The organism is Mycetocola sp. Y444 (assembly GCF_059445295.1).
Genome location: NZ_JCAIUB010000002.1, coordinates 778,486 through 794,324 on the forward strand (window position 1 = coordinate 778,486; position 15,839 = coordinate 794,324).

15 protein-coding genes, 1 tRNA gene and 1 pseudogene are annotated in these 15,839 nt (G+C 65.8%); 10 read left to right on the top strand and 7 right to left on the bottom strand.

What is annotated here, in order from left to right:
* Nucleotides 1-3 precede the first annotated feature (3 nt).
* Genes AC1C2M_RS10295 through AC1C2M_RS10305 form a run of 3 tightly spaced genes read right to left on the bottom strand, consistent with a single transcriptional unit; the run spans nt 4 to nt 4,110 of the window.
* Entirely contained in the window at nt 4-1,008 is a 1,005-nt protein-coding gene (locus AC1C2M_RS10295; RefSeq protein WP_495436300.1) for a DUF2804 domain-containing protein, read from the bottom strand.
* Nucleotides 995-2,791: a glycoside hydrolase family 2 protein gene (locus tag AC1C2M_RS10300; protein WP_495436302.1), complete on the bottom strand. Its 1,797-nt coding sequence runs from the start codon at nt 2,789-2,791 to the stop codon at nt 995-997. The genes AC1C2M_RS10295 and AC1C2M_RS10300 overlap by 14 nt, the downstream gene beginning before the upstream one ends.
* A complete protein-coding gene (locus AC1C2M_RS10305; protein ID WP_495436304.1) occupies nt 2,788-4,110 on the bottom strand; it encodes an MFS transporter in 1,323 nt (440 codons plus the stop codon). The genes AC1C2M_RS10300 and AC1C2M_RS10305 overlap by 4 nt, the downstream gene beginning before the upstream one ends.
* 226 nt (nt 4,111-4,336) lie before the next feature.
* Here AC1C2M_RS10305 and AC1C2M_RS10310 point away from each other — a divergent pair, with 226 nt between their 5' ends.
* The 3 genes from AC1C2M_RS10310 to AC1C2M_RS10320 all read left to right on the top strand — a co-directional run bounded on the left by AC1C2M_RS10310 (nt 4,337) and on the right by AC1C2M_RS10320 (nt 5,922).
* Nucleotides 4,337-4,675: a PadR family transcriptional regulator gene (locus AC1C2M_RS10310; protein ID WP_495436306.1), complete on the top strand. Its 339-nt coding sequence runs from the start codon at nt 4,337-4,339 to the stop codon at nt 4,673-4,675.
* A complete protein-coding gene (locus tag AC1C2M_RS10315) occupies nt 4,668-5,255 on the top strand; it encodes an HAAS signaling domain-containing protein (protein WP_495436307.1) in 588 nt (195 codons plus the stop codon). Before AC1C2M_RS10310 ends, AC1C2M_RS10315 begins: the two co-directional genes overlap by 8 nt.
* Nucleotides 5,256-5,592: 337 nt before the next feature.
* Nucleotides 5,593-5,922, top strand: a complete 330-nt coding sequence (locus AC1C2M_RS10320; RefSeq protein ID WP_495432928.1) for a hypothetical protein — start codon at nt 5,593-5,595, stop codon at nt 5,920-5,922.
* Between the two features lie 14 nt (nt 5,923-5,936).
* Here the strand turns inward: AC1C2M_RS10320 and AC1C2M_RS10325 are convergent, their stop codons facing one another.
* The 4 genes and pseudogenes from AC1C2M_RS10325 to AC1C2M_RS10340 form a co-directional block, all read right to left on the bottom strand.
* Nucleotides 5,937-7,073 (bottom strand): amidase, encoded by a 1,137-nt coding sequence (locus tag AC1C2M_RS10325; RefSeq protein WP_495436309.1) that lies wholly within the window; start codon nt 7,071-7,073, stop codon nt 5,937-5,939.
* Nucleotides 7,018-7,350 (bottom strand): annotated as a pseudogene (locus tag AC1C2M_RS10330) (hypothetical protein); the annotation flags it as partial. The gene AC1C2M_RS10325 and the pseudogene AC1C2M_RS10330, both read right to left, overlap by 56 nt.
* 86 nt (nt 7,351-7,436) lie before the next feature.
* Nucleotides 7,437-7,509 (bottom strand) — tRNA-Arg (locus AC1C2M_RS10335).
* A gap of 73 nt (nt 7,510-7,582) precedes the next feature.
* Nucleotides 7,583-8,014 carry a hypothetical protein gene (locus tag AC1C2M_RS10340; protein WP_483405674.1) on the bottom strand — a complete coding sequence of 144 codons (432 nt, stop codon included), beginning with the start codon at nt 8,012-8,014 and terminating at the stop codon, nt 7,583-7,585.
* Here AC1C2M_RS10340 and AC1C2M_RS10345 point away from each other — a divergent pair.
* The 7 genes from AC1C2M_RS10345 (at nt 8,001) to thrB (ending at nt 15,790) form a co-directional block, all read left to right on the top strand.
* A complete protein-coding gene (locus tag AC1C2M_RS10345; RefSeq protein WP_483405675.1) occupies nt 8,001-8,207 on the top strand; it encodes a hypothetical protein in 207 nt (68 codons plus the stop codon). The two genes, AC1C2M_RS10340 and AC1C2M_RS10345, sit on opposite strands and share 14 nt — an antisense overlap.
* Before the next feature lie 134 nt (nt 8,208-8,341).
* Nucleotides 8,342-10,009, top strand: a complete 1,668-nt coding sequence (locus tag AC1C2M_RS10350) for an arginine--tRNA ligase (RefSeq protein WP_495436311.1) — start codon at nt 8,342-8,344, stop codon at nt 10,007-10,009.
* Nucleotides 10,010-10,011: 2 nt separating this feature from the next.
* Nucleotides 10,012-10,848, top strand: a complete 837-nt coding sequence (locus AC1C2M_RS10355; RefSeq protein ID WP_495436313.1) for an LmeA family phospholipid-binding protein — start codon at nt 10,012-10,014, stop codon at nt 10,846-10,848.
* Between the two features lie 214 nt (nt 10,849-11,062).
* Nucleotides 11,063-12,466: a diaminopimelate decarboxylase gene (gene lysA, locus AC1C2M_RS10360; RefSeq protein ID WP_495436314.1), complete on the top strand. Its 1,404-nt coding sequence runs from the start codon at nt 11,063-11,065 to the stop codon at nt 12,464-12,466.
* On the top strand, nt 12,463-13,773 hold the full coding sequence (locus AC1C2M_RS10365) for a homoserine dehydrogenase (protein WP_495436315.1): 1,311 nt from the start codon (nt 12,463-12,465) through the stop codon (nt 13,771-13,773). The genes lysA and AC1C2M_RS10365 overlap by 4 nt, the downstream gene beginning before the upstream one ends.
* A gap of 2 nt (nt 13,774-13,775) precedes the next feature.
* Nucleotides 13,776-14,858 (top strand): threonine synthase, encoded by a 1,083-nt coding sequence (gene thrC, locus AC1C2M_RS10370; protein ID WP_483405680.1) that lies wholly within the window; start codon nt 13,776-13,778, stop codon nt 14,856-14,858.
* Nucleotides 14,855-15,790 carry a homoserine kinase gene (gene thrB / locus AC1C2M_RS10375; protein WP_495436316.1) on the top strand — a complete coding sequence of 312 codons (936 nt, stop codon included), beginning with the start codon at nt 14,855-14,857 and terminating at the stop codon, nt 15,788-15,790. Before thrC ends, thrB begins: the two co-directional genes overlap by 4 nt.
* The last annotated feature ends 49 nt before the right edge of the window (nt 15,791-15,839 follow it).

The following is a 15,839-nucleotide window of genomic DNA, read 5'->3' on the forward strand; positions in this document are numbered from 1 at the left end:
CGGTCACCAGCGGTTGCGGACGTCCTCTGCCCAGCCCGTGATCCCCGAGAACGAGACGCGGTTGCCGGTGTCATCGAGCAGCCAGCCGTTGAACGTCCCGAAACACTGGTGCCCGAACGACGAGAAGACCTTGAGGTCGGTGGCCGACACTTTGTCATAGAACGGCGTGAAGGTGATGTCGCCGGAGTCGCCGAAGATATGCCACGGCGCGAGCCAGTTCTCGGTGTCGTACTCCCAGGTCAACTCCTCGCTGATCTTGCTCATCCGCCCGTCAACGAACAGGGCGTTCTCGGTCGACCCGGTGCCGTCCGTCCACTTGGAGCCGAGCTGCACCCCGATTACCCGTCCGTCCCAGACCCCGGAACCCGCAGCCCAGTTCCAGTGCATCGAGTACGGCCAACGGCCCCTGCCGTGGTCGAGGGTCGCCCAGGATGCCCCGCGGGGGATGTCGATTGCGGCGCCGTCGATCCGGATCGTGCCGGATGCCGGCCGCGCGACGTCTTTCACCGTGTACTGGAACCGCGTCTTAGACCACGGCACCACAACGCCGAGCGCTTCATGTCCCTCGGGCCTCGCGGCGAGAACGTCGAGGTGAACGAGCGAGGTGTCCGCCTGGAGCCGGGTTCCGCCCTCTTCCTCGGTGATCTCCACCTGCAGCGGGCGGGTGCGCACTCGCGCCGGTCCGCCGCCAAGGGTGCCGGGCAGGGTGACACTCCCGCTGAGCGGTCGGATCACGCCGGTGTGGATGACGTCCTGCGACTCGCGATCGAAGAGCCACAGGTCGTGCACCGAGGCGTAGTCGAGGCTCGAGACGGTGACCGAGACAATGTGGGTGGGCGTCGTGACCGCCCAGTACTCCCAGCGTTTGTTCCTTCCCCAGCCGCGACCGAACTTACCGATGCCGTCAGTGGTGTGGAGCGGCGTCCGTGAAAAGCCGACAGCGGCGGGGTTCAGCCGCCCGTCCGGACCGGTCAGCGCGACGGGCCTGGTGATTTCACTCTCGCGCATGGGCGGGTGGGTCCTCTCGGGGTGTTTGGGTGTTGCCCGCGGTAAGCCGCGCGTTGACGCGCCGGACAACATCCGGGGTCAGCTTCACGATCCGGCGGTCGTAGGTCAGGATGCCGTTGAGCTCGTCTTCGACGTCGGAGAGCTGTGTGTAGACCGTCGCTGCGAGTCCCTGCGGGACGGCCGGGATCACCTCAGCGTCGTGCAGCCGCTCGAACGCCGCGTCGAGCTCGGCGTGCGACCGATAGCGCCGGTAGCCGAACTCCTTGTCGCTGAACGCGTGCCCCGGCTCGCGGTAGCTGTACCCGCCGTACTCTGAGAGCACGACGACGCGGCCGTCCTCTCGCCACGAGCGTCGCATCCGGAACGGCCGGATGTACACGTGCAGGCTCTTCACATCGCCAGCGCCCTGGTCGTGCCAGCCGCTCGCGTGGTCGATGGTGCGCGTCGGGTCGAGTGCCCGGACCTCGTCGGCAATCTCTCTCGCGTCGAACTGGCCCCAGCCCTCATTGAACGGCACCCACATGGCGATGCTCACGACGTTCGACAGCAGCTCGACGGTCTCGCGAAGTTCGCGGCGGAACTCGGCTCGCCCGCCGGCATCCGCTCGCCCGAACAGGTCGTAACGGTCGTCTCTGAACCGAACGGGAGTTGCGGCGGGCAGGGTGATCACCGCGGGACGATAGGGCGCGCCGCCGTTGACCATGTCCTGCCAGACCAGGATGCCGATCCGGTCGCAGTGCGCGTACCAGCGGAGCGGTTCGATCTTGATGTGCTTGCGCAACATGGTAAAGCCGAGATCCTTCATGGTGCGGATGTCGGCGATCAGTGCGTCGTCGGATGGCGCGGTGTAGAGACCGTCGGGCCAGTAGCCCTGGTCGAGTACTCCGGCGTGGAAGTAGGGCTTCCCGTTGAGCAGCAGTCGCGGCACGCCGCCCGCGTCCGTGCCGGTGCCGAACGAGCGGATGCCCACATAACTCGTGACCTCGTCGGTGCCGAGAGTGACGCGGACGTCGTAGAGGAACGGGTCCTCGGGGCTCCACGGGCGCACGTTTGCACCGAGGGGAATCCGGGTGGGGGAGTTGGCCTGCACCGTCGCCTCGGCCACCGTCTGTCCCTCGGCGGTGACGACGACTGTTGCGGGCGAATCCGAATCGGAGATCACGGTGACCTCGACGGCGCCAGCCTCGAGCTGCGGCGTGAGCTGGAGGCGCTCGATGTGAGCCTCCGGCACGGATTCGAGCCACACTGTCTGCCAGATCCCGGACTGGGCGGTGTACCAGATGCCGCCGCGGTCGAGCTTCTGTTTGCCGTGCGACGCCGGCACGGTGTCCGACGCATCGTGAACGGCAACGGTGAGCGTCGCGCTGCCGCTTCCGACGGCATCCGTCACATCGATCGAGAACGGGAGGTACCCGCCGACGTGCGAACCGACGGATTCACCGTTGAGAAACACCTCGCACTCCGAGTCGACGGCGCCGAAGTGCAGGAGAAGACGGCCGACATTGAAATCGGAGGGCAGGTCGAGCTCGCGCCGGTACCAGAGCGTCTGGTCCGGGGCGAGCTGGCGGTTGACGCCCGAGAGCGCCGATTCGGGGGAGAAGGGCACGAGGATCGGCCCGTCCCACTCGGTCGGTTCGGCCTCGTCGTCGGTCCTCGCGCGGATCGCGTATTGCCACCGGCCGTTGAGGTTGACGTAGCTGTCACGCACCAGCTGCGGCCGCGGGTACTCGGGGAGGATCGCGTTCTCGTCGAGCGCATCGCCCTCGATCGTGGTCAGGTTCATGCTGCTGTTCTCCTTTTCAAGGCTCGGAGAGGGAGGATGGCGACCAGGAGCACCGCCGCTGCGGCGAGGAAGATCCACGCCGTCGGGACCTGCTTCTCGACGCCGAGGTCGACGTACGTTTCGGCGGCGCCGACGATTACTGCTGCGCCGAGAAAGGGACCGGCGACCATCGGAATGAGCACGGCCGCGATCATCCGGAGTCCCTGCACGCTCCCGACCCGATCGGTCGGAGTGTGGTCCCGCACCGTCGCGGTAAGTGCCGCGATCGAGAGCATGAAACCGGTCATCATCACGATCCCTGCGAGGATCACCGGCACCATGTCCCGCACGAAGAACATGAGGATCAGGCCGGTTGCGAGCAGGGCGACGGCAGGGGGGATCGATCGGACCTTGCCGAATCGGTCGATGAGTCGTCCGCCAAGAACGCTGAGAACGGATGCCGTCACCAGCACGGTTCCGAGAACAATGGCGTAGCCGTCGATCCGCAGGGTGCGCTGGATGTAGATGATGAGGTACGGGAGGAAGACCTGCGTGCTCGTGCCGACGATGGCGAGGCACACGAGCGTCACGTAGAGCGTCGGGTTCTGCCGAACGGCACTCGGTCGGAGGCCAGCGACCACGGCGGAGAAGTAGCCGCCGGGTTGGGGCGAGACGGTCACCGGGTCGCGGACGAGAAACCACGCGACGACGCCGACGAGGCTGGTCGCGCCACCGATGAGCAGGAAGAACTCGCGCCAGGCGCCGGCCTGAGTCAGCCCGTCGAGCGCGCCGAACACGATGAGCATCGCCAGGAGCGGGAGGATCGCAAGCACCGAATCCACCCGACCCCGGTTGGCTGGCACCGTCGACTCGGTCACCCAGGCGTTGAACGCCGCATCATTCGCACCCGCCCCGATCACGCTCATGAGGCAGTCGAGGAGAATGACCGCGAGAACGGTGAGAACGACGGCATCACCGACAGCGGCGAGCTCCCGGATGCCGTCAACGCTGAGAAAACCGAAGGCCGCTGTGGTGAGCCCCCACAGCACGTACCCGATCGCGATGAACTCGCGGCGCCGGCGGACCCGGTCGCTCGCCGCGCCGAGGAGCATGGTGGCGATCGTCGCGCTGGCGGCGCTCGCCGCAACCATGAGCGCGAGGACTGTCGGGTTGTCGGTGATCGTGTCGTAGACGAACACGTTGAGGTACATGTTCTCGATGGTCCACGCGAGCTGCCCGACGAGCCCGACGAGCACGATCGAGGTCCAGACCCGACCGCTGAGCGCTGGCGCAGTGCGCTGGGCAGACCCGGGTGTGCCGGTGACGGGCGTCGTAATCATCGTGGTCCTCATCATCGGGGAATCCGGCCTGAGACGGCCTCCGCTGATCATATCGGCGGGCGGCGGTAACCGCGCGGGCGGCCGCGAAACAGGAGGTCGCACGATTATCAGGATGCTCGTGGCGAGATCGCCCTGATAACCGTGCGATCTCCTGCAAACCCGTCGGCGGCGGGAGCCGTGAGTAAAACTTCTTGCACTAGCTTGCCATGCAAGCTAGCTTGTGAACATGACAGCGGACGTTGGTGCACAACTGCGCAAGGGCGTGGTCGAGTACTGCGTGCTCGGGCTGCTGTCGCGCGAACCAATGTACGGCTGGCAGCTCTCCGAGACGCTGACGGCGGCGGGCATGATCGCGAGCATCGGCACCCTCTATCCCGTTCTCGGTCGCTTGCGCGAGAAGGGCTTCGTGATCTCGTTCGATGAGGCCTCCGACGCAGGCCCCGTGCGCAAGTACTACCGGCTGACCGCAGCGGGAGAAGAGCGCCTCGACGCGTTCCGGCAGCAGTGGGCACCGTTCCACGACACGGTGCGACATCTCATCGAAGGGAACCCCGTCCATGACTGAACAGACCCCGCAGGTCGTTCGCAGTTACCTCGCCCAGCTGGATTCGGCACTCGAGGGCATGCCCGCCGAGCTCGCCCGCGACATCCGTTCCGGCGTGGAAGAGGAACTGGCCGGGCTCGATGCCGGAACGGCATCCGCACGCATCGAAGAACTCGGGGATCCCGTATTCATCGCCGCCGAGGCGCGGGATGCCATGGGCACGGTTCCGGCGCAACCAGTCGTTCTCGCGGCCCCGGCGAGCACGCTGAGCGCGTCACGTGGCTTCGCCATCACCGCTGCGTTGCTCGTCGGGATCGGCGGGTTTATCGTGCCGATCGCCGGCTGGATCGTTGGCATGGTGATGATGTGGATGTCGTCGGCATGGCGTCGGTGGGAAAAGTGGGTGGCCACGCTGGCCATACCTGGCGCGGCGATTCTCGCGATGATCGTTGCCGCGATCGGCTCGGCACTCGGGCAGCCCAACGGCCAGATGGTGTTCGGGATGCTGTCCGGCTGGCACGTTTTCCTGATTGGCGTGCCGTCGACGATCGTCGTCGGCATCTGGCTGCTCTGGCGCGCCAGGGGGCGCGTTTTCGCCTGACAGCGATCACACCCCGCCACCGTTGTTTTGAGTAAGTCAAAACAACCGTGTACTCTGGAAAATACGGAACGACCGCTCAACGCTGCGCCGGGTGCGCGGATTGAGAGATTTCCACCCGGGTGCAGCGAGTTGATCCGCCGCCCGAATCGGTGGGATCAGCGGCATCAGACGCCGAGCAACGTCGGACCGGAGACGGCCGCACGCGCCCGAATGCGCTGCGGCGCCGTGCCTGGCAACACAGCCAGATGTTCAAAGCCTGAAGGCAGAGGCCAGGCGCCCGTCGGTCGTGTCGCGGAAGCGGCACACAGAAGCTCACACCCGAATAACAGGAGAACCCTTGTCACGCTCTTACCCCCAGATGACCGAAGCGACGCTACTCCTGGGAAACATCTCAGCAGAACACGTCTCGCAGCAGCACGTTACGCCCCCGGCGCTGAACGATGACGAGTACATCGCAACGCTGTCCACCAGTAGCCCGGGAGCGCCAGGCTACGTCGTCGGACGACGCGTTCAGGGCAAGGCTTACGACCGAATCGTGATGAACTACGGGCCCGCCGACAAGCCCTGGCAGCGGACCTGGCGTCTCGATGTTGACCGCGGAACCCGGGTCAACTACCAGATCCTCGACGACACGTCCTCGAACGGGTTTGCCACAGCCGAACGCTGATTGGTTCGCCTGTCTCAGTCCGCGAAGATCGGTGGCACCCGCTCGCGCCACGGCATCGCCTGCTCAAGCTGGGCCGCAACGGCGAGAAGCAGGTCTTCACGACCGTGCGCGGCCACGATCTGAACGCCGATCGGCAGTGATTCCCTGCTCTCGCCGAGGGGCAGGCTGATCGCCGGGTTGCCCGAGATGTTGAACGCTGCGGTGAACGGCCCGTACTCCGAAATCCTGGCGAGCCACTCGCGGGCGGAGTACCTGTCGTTGTCGTAGTCGAGGGTTCCGTGCGGCGCCGGCAACTGCCCGATGGTCGGCGTGACGAGCAGGTCGAACGTCTCGAAGAACCCGGCGACTGAGCGGGTCACCCGATGCTGGGCGTCGATCGACGCCAGGATGTCGAGTGCGCTCGCTCGTGCAGCCTCCTCGAGCACGCGTCGCGAGACACCCTCGAGCAGCGCCGGATCCGGCCGCCGTGGTGCCCGCAGCATCGCGCCACCGGTCGAATACACGGCGAGCATTTCGCCCTCGATCAGGTCGTCAGCATCGAGGGCAGGCATTGCCTCGGTGATTGTGTGCCCAATCCACTCGAGGGTCTCGGCCGCGCGCACTGTCGCGAGCCGCACGGTCTCGTCGGCCGTGGCATCCGACCACGCAGTCGACTGCAGTGCGACTCGCAGGCGTCCCGGATCCTGTTGCGTGCTGTCGACGAACGGATGCCGCGGTGCGAGCGACGTGTACTTCTCGCCGACGGTCGGTGCGCTCACCGCGTCGAGGAGAAGAGCGGTGTCGCGCACGGTGCGGGTGAGCGCGAACTCCGTGATGAGGCCGAACCCAGCCTCGCCGGCAAGCGGGCCCGACGGGGTCCTGCCGCGCGTGGGCTTGAGTCCGACCAGTCCGCAACTCGACGCGGGAATGCGGATCGAGCCGCCACCGTCGTTGGCGTGCGCGAGTGGAACGGCGCCGGCCGCGACGAGTGCAGCGCTTCCGCCGCTCGAGCCGCCGACGCCCCGGTCGAGAGACCACGGGTTGCGCGTGATCCCAATACCGACGCGACTCCGTGGCGAAAGTGAGACCCAGCTCCGGTGCCGTGGTCTGGCCGAGGGCAACGAGCCCTGCCCGGCGAAACCGGGCCATGAGTTCGTGATCGACCGCTGCAAAGGCCCGGTTGATGCTCCGGCTACCGAGGGTGAACGAGATATTCCGCGCGAACGGACCGCTGTCCTTGATGAGGAACGGCACGCCGGCGAGAACACCGGCAGCGTCGGCGTCGAGTGCGGGGTCGAAGAGTTCCAGCGTCAGAGCATTGAGGTCGGGATTCACCGCTGCGATTGCCTCGCGGGCAACAGATTCAACCTCGGCACCGGTCACCTCACCGGCCGCGATCAGTTCGCGAACGCCTGTGGCGTCGAGCGCTGAGTACTCTCGCAGCTGCACACGGACTCCCTTGACTCGTGGATCACGCTAACGAAACAAAAGACCCGGTCAGCCTGAAATTCAAGCTGACCGGGTCTTTCTCTATGTGCCCTCGGAGGGATTCGAACCCCCGACCTGCGGTACCGGAAACCGACGCTCTATCCCCTGAGCTACGAAGGCGTACAACTCAAAACTACCAGAATTTCAGCGCGCCGATTGCCCGCGTCCGACGGTTGTTTCGATCGTGGAGGAGCTACGCCGGAAGATTCTGCATCGCCGCGATGGCCAGCTGCTCAACGTCGCCGGGTTCGAAGAACGTCGTCGACCGTGCCGCGATCCAGTAGGAGCCCGTGAAGATCTGCGCTTCGCCCTGGGAATCGATGACCGTGAAGTAGCCCTCGATGGGCGGCGCGCCATAGGTCGGCACCGGAGTGCTCTCCGTTATGGCGACGTTCTTCAGCGCTGTGAGCTCGTCATCGCTGAGTTTGGCCACTGCGATATCGATGGTGTCTTTGCTCGTGTTGTTAACCCACTGGCACGTGAGCCCGTTCATGCCGGCGATCTTGCCCGGCTTGGTGTCCGGGTTCGGTGCACCGTCGGCTACAAGGCTGAAGTTCGGGTTGTAGTCGTACATGTCGTCGGCGGTGATGAGTTGGTCGCACGACGCGCCGATGGGCTGGCTCACGACCGGTGTCTCGCTTGGCGGAACCGTCGCGGTCGGTGTCGGAGTCGGTTCGCTCGTCTCGCTTGAGCTCGGCTTCGGGGTCGGGCTCGCGGAACTCGAAGGCTCGGCGTCCGGGGTGCATCCCGTCAGCATGACAGCGCCGACGGATACGGCGACGATCAGCGCGAAGGAACGGGAAGAGCGGGGGAACTGAAGCGAGGTGGCCATGGATGTCTCTCTGTGAGGATGTACAAAAGATACCAAGCCACGCGTGCTCCGACGATGATGCCGGATGGTGCGTCGGGGGTCCGAAGGGTGAGGCACGGGCGCTGCCGTAGAATTGACTCTGTGACCCCTGACGATCTCTCCGCTGCCCTGTTCGACCTCATTCTCCCACTCGCCGAGAGTCACCGCGAGGGATCGAGCGCCGAGATCCGGCGGGAAGACGTTGTTCTTGAACGCCCGAAGAACCGCGACCACGGCGACTGGGCATCGAATGTGGCGATGAAACTGGCCAAGCGACTCGGGACGAACCCACGCGAGTTCGCCGCACAGCTCGCTGCGTCACTCGCCGACGTCCCCGGCGTCGCGACCGCCGAGGTCGCCGGACCCGGATTCATCAACGTGCGCCTCGACGCAGCGGCGGCGGGAGCGCTCGCGAAGAAGATCGTTGACGAGGCTGAGGCCTACGGCCGCAACGAGTCGCAGGCCGGAAGGGCGATCAACCTGGAGTTCGTTTCGGCTAACCCAACCGGCCCGCTCCACATCGGCCACACCCGCTGGGCAGCGCTCGGTGACTCGATCGCCCGCGTGCTGAAGGCATCCGGAGCAAACGTCGCAAGCGAGTACTACATCAACGACGCCGGCAGCCAGATGGACACCTTCGGTGCCTCCGTGCTCGCCGCCATCCAGGGCAAGCCGACGCCGGAGGGCGGATACCCCGGCGCATACATCGCCGAACTCGGTCGCCAGGTGCTCGAGCTTGAGCCGAACCTGCTCGAGAAGGACGAGGCCGAAGCCCTCGCCACCGCCAGGGAACTTGCATACAAACTCCAGCTCGCCGAGATCGAGAAGTCGCTCGCGAGCTTCAACGTGCACTTCGACGTCTGGTTCTCCGAGCGCACACTTCACGCGAAGAACCCGGACACCGGACTGAGCGCCATCGACGAGGCCGTCGACCGGCTGCGCGCGCAGGGCCACGTCTTCGACGAGGACGACGCCGTCTGGGTGCGCACCACCGACTTCGGTGATGACAAGGATCGCGTCATTCGTCGCGGCAACAGCATCTACACCTATTTCGCAGCGGATGCCGCTTACTACCTCTCGAAGTCCGACCGCGGTTTCGAGCACAAGATCTACCTGCTCGGCGCGGATCACCACGGCTACGTGCACCGGCTCAAGGCGCTTGCCGGTGCTGCCGGCGACAACCCGGACACCGACATCGAAATTCTGATCGGGCAGCTCGTGAGCGTCAACGGCGCCAAACTCTCCAAGCGAGCGGGCAACATCATCGAGCTCGACGACCTGCAGGCCTGGATCGGAACTGACGCGCTGCGTTACTCGCTCGCGCGCTACCCGGCAGACTCGCCGCTCACGCTCGACCCCGAGCAGCTGAAGAAGCGCAGCAACGACAACCCGGTGTTCTACGTGCAGTACGCACACGCCCGCACGCGCTCCGTTGCCCGCAACGCCGAGGCTGCGGGTGTCGACCGGTCGGCGTTCGCCCCCGAACTGCTTGACCACGAGACCGAGTCCGCGCTGCTCGGCGCACTGCAGGAATTCCCGCGAATTGTCGCCCAGGCCGCCGAACTTCGCGAACCCCACCGCATTGCCCGCTACATTGAAGAAGTTGCGGGTCTGTACCACCGCTGGTACGACAACTGCCGGGTGATCCCGCTCGGAGACGAACCGATCGGCGACGTGCACCGCTCGAGGCTGTGGCTCAACGACGCCACAGGCCAGGTCATCCGCAACGGTCTCGACCTCCTCGGCGTCACGGCTCCAGACAGGATGTAGCGATGACCTCCTCGGATATCGACGGCTGGGAGACGCTGAGCAGCCATGCAACCGTGACCGAGGATTCCGAGCCGCCGCGCAGGAAAAACCGCACCGCACGGTGGATTGCCGTTGTGCTGATCGTCGCCGCGGTGATCGCTCTCGCGATCGGCGGGCTGTTTCTCGCCGAGAACGTCACGAAGGGCATCGCGACGGACGCGATCGCCGTCGCTGTCGAATCCAGCCTGCCCTCAGCGGTCGATGCTGATGTGGATGTGGACATTGCGGGGGAGTGGGTGCTGTTCCAGATCTTCTCGGGCAGCCTCGACAAGGTCACGCTGACGAGCGATGACGCCATGGTGGATGGCAGCCCCGCCGACTTCACGCTCGTCGCGACAGACGTGCCGCTCGACCTCAAGCAGCCCGTCGGTGACATCGACGCCACGGTGAGCCTCGGACCAGGCTCGATCAACGAACTCCTCACGCTCCCGGGGAACGACGCGGAGGTGGCACTCGGCGATGGCACCGTCAGTTACGCGGATTCGGCATCCATTCTTGGTTTCACCCTCGGCTACCTCGTCGAGGCGACGCTGTCACCCAACGGAACCGACGTACTTGCCACTCCGGTGGCCGCTACAGTGACGTCGGATGTCGGGTCGCTCGACGTCTCAGGTCTGATCGAACGGATACTCGGGGCCCAGCCCGTGCGCATCTGCGTCGCCGACCGCTTGCCCGTTGGCGTAACGATCACGAGCATCGACGTCACTCCGGAGAGAGCGACACTCAACCTCCGCGCAAGGGATTTCACCCTCAATGGTGAGTCGCTGCGAGCGCGCGGCACCTGCCCCGATCCGGTGTGATGCCCGCGGGCCGCGAGGGTAGCGGGCCAGGCCGCCAGGGTAACGAGCTGATGCCCTTCCCAACAACGAGCTGGATGCCCGGCAGCGCATACGGCCCGTGCCAGAATTTGCTGACGCTCGCGATTCCCGCACCCTGAGGACTTCTCGGTAGGATTTGGGAGTCTCCACCGCACCCTCACGCGGTACTCCATCACCCGCACGATTGGTTTCTGCCGTGGCTTCTCACCCACTCGCCCCCGCGTGGCTGGCGGTTCCCGACGACGCCAATTCCCTCTCTCCAGCGGTGTTCAGCCGAAACATCGGCCGCGATGACAGCGGAGCGCTCACGGTTGCCGGCGTTCCGGCCACCCAGATCGCCGAGACGTTCGGAACGCCCGTCTACGTCTTCGACGAAGCCGATGCCCGCGAACGGGCCAGCCATGTGCTCGCCGCCTTCTCCCGCGAGTTCGAAGCGATCGGGTCGAAAGCAAAGGTTTATTACGCGGGTAAGGCGTTCCTCTCCACCGAGATCGCACGCTGGGTAACCGAAGCCGGCCTCAACATCGACGTCTGCTCGGAGGGAGAACTCGCCGTTGCCCTCGCCGCCGGCGTGGACGCATCGCGCCTCGGTCACCACGGGAACAACAAGTCGCTCGCTGAGATCGACAGGTCCGTCTCCGTGGGAATGGGTGCGATCGTGATCGACAGCCTCCAGGAAATACCGCGCCTTGCGGATGCCGCGGCGAGGCACGGTCGCCGTCAGGCAGTCCGGCTCCGGGTCAACAGCGGTGTGCACGCGCACACCCACGACTTCCTCGCAACGGCGCACGAGGACCAGAAATTCGGGCTGCCACTCGAGCACGCGGCGGATGCCGTCGCCGACATCCGTTCGTTCGACTCCCTCGAATTCCTCGGTCTCCACTGCCACATCGGGTCACAGATTTTCGGTGCTGACGGTTTTGCCGAGTCCGCGGCACGGTTGCTCGCGGTGCACAGGGAACTGCTCACGGCGGGACCGGTGCCAGAGCTCAACCTCGGCGGTGGCTTCGGTATCGCGTACACGACGGCTGACGATCCCGACTCGATCGACGACCTCGCCGCCGCGATCGCCGGCATCGTCGCCGCGGAGTGTGCGCGCCTCGAGATCCCTGTTCCTCTCGTCGCATTCGAGCCGGGTCGCGCGATTATCGGCCCGAGCGGGTTCACCCTCTATGAGGTGGGTACGACGAAAGACGTCGAATTGATCACGGATGCCGGCACGACGGCGACGCGACGCTACGTCAGCATTGACGGCGGAATGAGCGACAACGTCCGGCCAGCGCTCTACGGTGCCGACTACTCCGTGCGGATCGCCAGCAGGACGAGCGCCGCAGAGCCGGTCCTCATCCGTCTCGCCGGCAAGCACTGCGAATCAGGCGACATCGTCGTCTCGGACGACTACCTCCCCGGCGACGTTGCACCGGGCGACCTCGTCGCTGTCCCGGCGACGGGAGCGTACTGCTGGTCGCTCGCGAGCAACTACAACTACCTCGGGCGACCGCCCGTTGTCGCCGTGAAAGACGGCACAGCGCGGGTTATCGTCCGCGGTGAAACCGAGGCTGACCTACTGGCGCGCGACGCCGGATTGGATGCACGATGACTGAATACCGCACAGTTCGGGTGGCGCTGCTCGGCGCCGGGTCCGTCGGTTCGCAGGTGGCGAGGCTTCTTCTCGCCAACGGCGAGGAACTGGCCGCCCGTGTCGGAGCCAGGCTCGAGCTGGCCGGTATTGCCGTCCGCAACGTCGACGCCGAGCGCGACGTGGAATTGCCGCGCGAACTGCTGACCACCGACGCCGAGTCGCTCATTGTCGGGGCAGACATCGTCATCGAACTGATGGGCGGCATCGAGCCGGCGCGCAGTTACATCCTCTCCGCCATCAACTCGGGGGCCGATGTCATCACCGGCAACAAAGCGCTGCTCGCCGCCCACGGTCCCGAACTCTTCGCCCAGGCGGAGCAGGTCGGGGCAGAGATCTACTACGAGGCGGCTGTCGCTGCCGCCATCCCGATCATCCGGCCGCTGCGCGACAGCCTTGCCGGCGACAACATCAACCGGATCCTGGCCATCGTCAACGGGTCGACGAACTTCATCCTCGACCGCATGGACCGCTTCGGCGACAGCATGGAGGATGCCCAGAAGACCGCGTTCGAGCTCGGGTTCCTCGAGGCCGACCCCACTCTCGACGTCGGCGGCTACGACGCAGCCCAGAAGGCGACCATCCTCGCGAGCCTCGCGTTCCACAGCAGTGTCGACCCGGAGGGCGTTTACCGCGAGGGCATCGAGCACATCACACCCGAGCAGATCGAGGCGGCCAGGAAGGCCGGTTACGTGATCAAGCTGCTCGCCATCACCGAGCGCATCACCGCCGAAGACGGGACATCGGGCGTCTCCGCACGCGTGTATCCCGCCCTCGTGAGCCGTGAACATCCGCTCGCCGCTGTGCACGGCGGAAACAACGCGGTCTTCGTCGAGGCTGAAGCTGCCGGCCCCCTCATGTTCTACGGTGCGGGTGCCGGGGGAGTGCAGACGGCGTCCGCCGTGCTGGGCGACCTCGTTTCCGCGGCCCGCCGTCACGTCGCCGGTGGTCCCGGTCTCGGTGAGTCCACCCACGCCGACCTTCCGCTCCTTCCCATCGGCGAGGTCGTCACCAAGTACCAGATCACCCTGAGGGTCGATGATCGCCAGGGTGTTCTTGCCGAGGTCGCCACGGTTCTCGCCGACGGCGGCGTCTCGGTCGAGACTGTCGAGCAGACCATCGAATCGACGGAGGACGTCCCGACGGCGTTCCTCGTCATCGGCACGCATGCCACCAGGGAAAGAGCTCTCCAGTCCACCGTCACGGCGCTCAACGCGTCCGGTGTGGTTGAGTCAGTTGTCAGTGTTCTACGAGTTGAAGGAGTCTAGTAATGGCGAAGCAGTGGCGCGGAGTTCTGCACGAGTATGCAGACCGCCTGGACGTAACGGCCAAGACCCCGATCATCAGCCTCGGTGAGGGTGGAACCCCGCTCATCTACGCATCAGCACTGTCGGCTCGAACCGGTGCAAAGGTCTGGGTCAAGTACGAGGGCATGAACCCGACCGGATCCTTCAAGGACCGCGGCATGACGATGGCGGTCTCCAAGGCCGTCGAAGCCGGAGCAAAGGCCGTCATCTGCGCGTCGACGGGCAATACGTCGGCATCGGCTGCGGCTTACGCGACCCACGCCGGCATCACCGCGGCTGTTCTCGTGCCGGAGGGCAAGATCGCCATGGGCAAGCTGGCCCAGGCCATCGCGCACAACGCGCAGCTGATCCAGGTGCAGGGCAACTTCGATGACTGCCTCGACATGGCGCGTGAACTCGCCGCGAACTACCCCGTCCACCTCGTCAACTCGGTCAACAACGACCGCATCGAGGGCCAGAAGACCGCGGCGTTCGAAATCGTCGAGGTGCTCGAGGACGCACCCGACTTCCACTTCATCCCGGTCGGCAACGCGGGCAACTACACCGCGTACACCCGTGGTTACACCGAAGAGCTCGAGCGCGGCATCTCCACCAAGCTTCCGCGCATGTTCGGGTTCCAGGCGGCCGGCAGCGCGCCGCTCGTCACCGGGGAGATCGTCAAGCACCCCGAGACCGTCGCGAGCGCGATCCGCATCGGCAACCCCGCGTCGTGGGAGCTCGCTCTCGCCGCGCGCGAGGCGACCGACGGTTACTTCGGGGCCATCGAGGATGCCAAGATCCTCGAGGCGCAGCGCATCCTGTCGCAGGAAGTCGGGATCTTCGTTGAGCCGGCATCCGCCATCAGTGTTGCCGGATTGCTCGAGCGCTCAGAAGCGGGGCAGGTCCCAGCCGACGCCACTGTTGTGCTCACCGTCACTGGTCACGGGCTCAAGGACCCGCAGTGGGCTCTTCGCAACGCCGACGGGGGAGACATCACCCCGACGATCGTCCCTGTCGACGTCACTGAGGTCGCGAGCGTTCTCGGGCTGGCCAAGGGGTCGGCGTGAGCCTGGCCGGTCGAAGCGTCACCGTCCGGGTACCGGCCACGAGTGCAAACCTCGGGCCGGGCTTCGACACCCTCGGCCTCGCGCTGAGCCTGTACGACGAGGTCACCGTCACGGTTCGCGATGAACCGGGTGCGACGGTCGAGATCATCGGTGTCGGCGACGGCGAGGTTCCGACGGACGAGACCAACCTCGTGGTCTCGTCGATGGCCTACGCGTTCCGTGCCCTCGGTCAGGACGTTCCGGGTGTCGATGTCGTTGCGCGCAATGTCATTCCGCACGGTCGCGGCCTCGGGTCGTCCGGCGCGGCGGTTGTCGCGGGGATCGTCGCGGCCCAGGGCCTGCTCGACGGCATCGTCGACATCGACGATTCGCAGTTGCTCAAGCTGGCTACCGAGCTTGAGGGGCACCCGGACAATGTGGCGCCCGCGCTGTTCGGCGGGCTCACCATCGCGTGGGTCGAGCCGACCGGTCCGCAGCACAAGAAGCTCACCGTGCACCGCGGTGTCGCGCCGCTCGTCTTTGTCCCGCAGCACACGCTGTCGACGAAGCTCGCGCGGAGCCTCCAGCCCGAGAACGTTCCGCACTCGGATGCCGTTTTCAACGTTTCGCGATCGGCGCTGCTGATCGCTGCGCTCACGCAGAGCCCCGAACTCCTGTTCGCGGGGACGGAAGACAAACTGCACCAGGACTATCGGGCATCCGCGATGCCGGAGACCTACCGTCTGGTCCTTGCGCTCCGAGCTCACGGTTTTGCGGCTGTCGTTTCTGGCGCAGGTCCGTCGATCCTGGTGCTCGCTGACGGCCCCGGGCAGCGGCTGGAGGCGGCGGAACTCCTGGCGAGCGAGTCCGACACCGAATGGGACGCCCTCTTCCTCGCCGTGGATGTGAAGGGCGCATCGCGAAGCGATGCGAAAGGCGGCAGCCCCAACTAAGGCAACCTCAAAAACGAGACGTCTCCCTCAACCACACTCAAACCGAACC